General features: G+C 39.8%; 4 protein-coding genes. All 4 read left to right on the forward strand.

From position 1 onward, the window contains the following. Positions 1 to 801, forward strand: an 801-nt coding sequence (locus Q0212_RS08080) for a porin (RefSeq protein ID WP_297924339.1), incomplete at its 5' end; no start/stop codon positions are given. Positions 802 to 1,012: 211 nt separating this feature from the next. After that, positions 1,013 to 2,644: a CTP synthase gene (locus tag Q0212_RS08085; RefSeq protein WP_297924341.1), complete on the forward strand. Its 1,632-nt coding sequence runs from the start codon at positions 1,013 to 1,015 to the stop codon at positions 2,642 to 2,644. A 76-nt stretch (positions 2,645 to 2,720) separates the two neighbouring features. Beyond that, positions 2,721 to 3,566 (forward strand): 3-deoxy-8-phosphooctulonate synthase, encoded by an 846-nt coding sequence (gene kdsA / locus Q0212_RS08090; RefSeq protein WP_297924343.1) that lies wholly within the window; start codon positions 2,721 to 2,723, stop codon positions 3,564 to 3,566. Between the two features lie 58 nt (positions 3,567 to 3,624). Then, the gene (eno, locus tag Q0212_RS08095) at positions 3,625 to 4,917 is read left to right on the forward strand and encodes a phosphopyruvate hydratase (RefSeq protein ID WP_297924345.1); all 1,293 of its coding nucleotides are present in this window, start codon (positions 3,625 to 3,627) and stop codon (positions 4,915 to 4,917) included. Positions 4,918 to 5,027 lie beyond the last annotated feature (110 nt).

Below are 5,027 nucleotides of genomic sequence, written 5' to 3' on the forward strand. Positions count from 1 at the left end.
GGTGATGGTAAAGCTGACAGTAAAGATGGTAAGGCAACCTCAACATCGACCATCTCTAATGGTAATCGTTTAGACTTAACACAACGTAATCGTTTTGTAGGTATCAAACATCAGGAGTTTGGTACAATCAAAATGGGTAAATATGATACCTATTTAAAACTAGCCCAAGGCAAAGTGGATTTGTTTAATGATTTCGCAGCCGATATGCAATTTACTATTGCAGGTGAAAACCGTATCAATAATGTGATTGGTTATGAATCACCAAAACTGATGAATACACAATTTAGTGTGATGACGCAAACTCAAGATACGGCTACTAAAGCAACTAACGGCAATTCTTTATCTATTGTTCATCATAATGAAGAAGCTGGCTTATATTTAGCGTTAGCTGCTGATTTAGGTATTAATGGCAGCTCTGCATTATTTAGCAGTCGTGAAAGTGATACCATTCGTTTGGTAGGCTCCTACAAAATTGCTGATTTAACAGCAAACTTGCTTTATACCACCAGTGAAAAAATTGATGGCACAGATGCAGAAACCGCTTATTTATTAGGTACTGCCTATAAATTAGGTGATGTTGTTTTAAAAGCACAATACAGCATGGCAGAAGCAGACGATACTGCTAATTTAGCAGCTACATCTAACGTCGAAAAAACACAAGCCACTATTGGTGCTGACTACAACTTCAGTTCTAAAACTCGTGCATTTGCTTGGTACACCATGCAAGAAGAAACCAAAAAAGCTGCTGTTAATGATGTTGAAACTAACATTTTAGCGGTTGGTATTGAAACTAAGTTTTAATTAGGAAGATATTTTTAGGCAATGGATTATGCCTATACATGGATGTTTTTTAATATAACCCGCATTACGCGGGTTTTTTATTTTATTGAGACAAAACGCTTGTCCTGATAGAATCCGCACCATTATTTTTAGGCTTTGCTAATCGTTGCTATTTTTTAGCCAATTCTTAGCCTAATTCAACCCTCTATCGCTTAAGCAGTCTAGGTTTTTCATGACTAAATATATTTTTGTCACAGGTGGTGTTGTTTCTTCACTCGGTAAAGGTATTTCTGCCGCATCAATGGCCGCTTTACTAGAGGCACGTGGCTTACGGGTCACAATGACCAAGATGGATCCTTATATTAATGTTGACCCTGGTACAATGAGTCCTTATCAGCATGGTGAAGTTTTTGTGACCGAAGATGGTGCAGAAACCGACCTTGACTTAGGCTATTACGAGCGTTTTTTGCGTCGTGCTAAAATGACGCAAAATAATAACTTTACCAGTGGTCGTATTTACTCTGATGTTATCCAAAAAGAGCGTCGTGGTGATTATTTAGGCGCAACGGTTCAAGTTATTCCTCATATCACCGACATGATTAAACATCGTATTCGTGAAGGCGCAAAAGGCTACGATATTGCCATTATTGAAATTGGTGGTACAGCAGGCGACATCGAAGCCATGCCTTTTATGGAAGCAGTACGCCAGATGCGTGTTGAGTTAGGCTTTCAAGGCTCTTTGTTAATGCACTTAACCTTAGTGCCTTATATTGCTTCCGCAGGCGAAACCAAAACCAAACCAACACAGCATTCGGTGAAAGAATTGCGTTCGATTGGTTTGCAACCTGATATTTTAGTATGTCGCTCTGACCATACAATTTCTGAAGAATCTCGTTCTAAAATTGCTAATTCGACTAATGTTGAATTACGTGCGGTAATTTTAGCCGAAGATGCGCAAACCATTTACCAAATTCCCCGTAAATTCCATGAGCAAGGCTTAGACGAATTTATTTTAGAGCGTTTTGGTTGGAAATGTTTACCTGCCGATTTAAGCGATTGGGATGCAGTTGTTGATGGTTTATTGCACCCAACTCAAGAAGTAACCATTGCGATGGTTGGTAAATATGTAGAATTACCAGATGCCTATAAATCACTCAATGAAGCGTTATTACACGCAGGTATTCATCATCATACTAAAGTTAAAATTGATTATGTTGATGCCGAATCCTTAGAAGAAGAAGGTACAGACCGATTAAAACAAGCTAATGCGATTTTAGTGCCAGGGGGGTTTGGTGATCGTGGTACAGAAGGTAAAATCTTAGCTGTTCAGTATGCACGCGAAAATAAAGTGCCATACTTGGGTATTTGTTTAGGTATGCAAGTAGCTGTCATTGAATATGCACGCCATGTTGCTGGCTTAAAAGGTGCATATTCAACAGAGTTTAAAAAACAACCGCATTTTCAACATCCAGTGATTGGTTTGATTACTGAATGGGTTAACGAAAATGGCGAAATCGAAACCCGTAATGCCGACTCTAATTTAGGCGGTACAATGCGTTTAGGCGCACAACAGTGTCATTTGCAAACGAGTACCAAAGCACGTTCTATTTATGGTCAAGATACCATTATTGAGCGTCATCGCCACCGTTATGAAGTCAACAATCAATATGTTGAGCGTTTAACACAGGCAGGCTTAATTGTTTCTGGCCGTAGTGCGGATAATAGTTTAGTCGAAATGGTTGAAATTGCTGATCATCCTTGGTTTGTAGCTTGTCAATTCCACCCAGAGTTTACAAGTTCTCCGCGTGGTGGCCATCCTTTGTTCAGTAGCTTTATTGCTGCGGCTATGCAAGCTAAAAAATAATAACATAGCCCTAAACTTAGGGCTAAACTCTTACTCACTTAGTGAGTAAGAGTCATAATGAAGCAAGGAGATAACGATGACACAAAAAATTATTCAATTGAATAATATTCAAATGGGCAATGATTTACCGTTTGTCTTGTTTGGTGGCATGAATGTTTTAGAATCGCGCGATTTAGCCTTGCGTATTTGTGAACATTATGTCACGGTCACTCAAAAGTTAGGCATTCCCTATGTGTTTAAAGCCTCTTTTGATAAAGCCAATCGTTCTTCGGTTAACTCTTATCGTGGGCCTGGTTTAGACGAAGGTTTAAAGATTTTTCAAGAAATCAAAAGCACTTTTAATGTGCCCATTATCACCGACGTTCACGAACCTTACCAAGCACAACCTGTTGCCGAAGTTTGCGATATTATTCAATTACCTGCATTTTTATCACGCCAAACCGATTTAGTTGTGGCGATGGCTAAAACAGGTGCGATTATTAATATCAAAAAAGCGCAATTCTTAGCCCCACAAGAAATGAAACATATCCTGCAAAAATGTAATGAAGCGGGTAATGATCAACTCATTTTGTGTGAACGTGGCAGTAGCTTTGGTTATAACAATTTAGTCGTTGATATGCTTGGCTTTGGCACCATGAAAAAAATGGGCTATCCCGTCTTTTTTGATGTCACTCATTCGTTACAAATGCCGGGTGGTTTGCCCAATGCAGCAGGTGGTCGTCGTGCACAAGTGACAGAATTAGCACGTGCAGGTATGGCAGTTGGTTTAGCAGGCTTATTTTTAGAAGCACATCCTGATCCAGAACAAGCCAAATGTGATGGTCCTTGCGCCTTACGTTTATCACAACTTGAAGGCTTTTTAAGTCAAGTCAAAGCGATTGATGACTTAGTAAAAAATTTCCCTGAATTAGATACCCATTGATAGCAGTTAGCAAATAAAACACAATTTTATTTGCGATTAACCTTAAGGAGTTTGGATAATGAGCCAAATTATCGACATTCGCGCCCGTGAAATTTTAGATTCTCGTGGCAACCCAACCATTGAAGCTGATGTATATTTAGAATCTGGTGTGATGGGACGTGGTTGCGCACCAAGTGGTGCATCGACTGGCTCTCGTGAAGCCTTAGAATTACGCGATAAAGATGGTAAACGTTATTTAGGTAAAGGCGTATTAAATGCTGTTGCTAACGTCAACAGCCGTATTAGTGAATTATTAGTTGGCCGTTCAGTGTTTGATCAAAGCGGAATTGACCGTGCCATGATTGCCTTAGATGGCACAGAAAACAAAAGCAACTTGGGTGCAAACGCCATGTTAGCAGTTTCTTTGGCTTGTGCGCGTGCTGCTGCTGCCGAGAAAAAAGTACCGTTGTATGAATACATTGCTGGCTTAAACAACCAAACTATCTTCACGATGCCAGTCCCAATGATGAACATTATCAATGGCGGTGAGCATGCAGATAATACCGTTGATATTCAAGAGTTTATGATTGAACCTGTTGGCTTTACGTCTTTTGCTGAAGCCTTACGTTGTGGTGCAGAAGTTTTCCATGCTTTAAAAAGCGTGTTAAAAGCACAAGGTTTAAATACAGCCGTGGGTGATGAAGGTGGTTTTGCCCCTAACTTGCGTACTAACGAAGAAGCCTTGCAAATGATTATGCAAGCTATTGACAAAGCTGGCTATAAAGCTGGTGAAGATGTCATGTTGGCTTTAGACTGTGCGTCTAGTGAGTTTTATAAAGATGGCCGTTACCATTTAGAAGGTGAAGGCAAGTCTTTTGACTCTGAAGGTTTTGCTGAGTATTTATCTGGTTTAACACGTCAATATCCAATTATTTCCATCGAAGATGGTTTGGATGAATCTGACTGGGCTGGTTGGAAAGTTTTAACAGACAAAATTGGTGAAAAAGTCCAATTAGTTGGTGATGACTTATTTGTGACCAATCCGAAGATTTTACAACGTGGTATTGATGAAGGTGTTGCCAACTCCATCTTAATCAAATATAACCAAATCGGTACGCTAACCGAAACCTTAGAAGCCATTTATTTAGCAAAAAGTAATGGTTATACCACCGTTATTTCTCACCGTTCTGGCGAAACTGAAGACTCAACCATCGCTGATTTGGCCGTTGCGACTGCCGCTGGCCAAATTAAAACGGGTTCTTTGTGTCGTTCTGACCGTGTTTCTAAGTACAACCAATTGTTACGTATTGAGCAAGAGTTAGATGGTTTAGCAGCTTATCGTGGCAGAGCAGAGTTTCGTTACGCTAAGTAGCAACTTTATTAGGACTTACGTGGTTATCGCTTATTTGTTCGCATTTCAACCGTTTTCAACGGTTTTATGCTCACAAAACGCGCTAATTTTGGCAAAATGCGTAAGTCCTA

It is taken from the genome of uncultured Agitococcus sp. (assembly GCF_937920075.1).
Classification (GTDB): domain Bacteria; phylum Pseudomonadota; class Gammaproteobacteria; order Pseudomonadales; family Moraxellaceae; genus Agitococcus.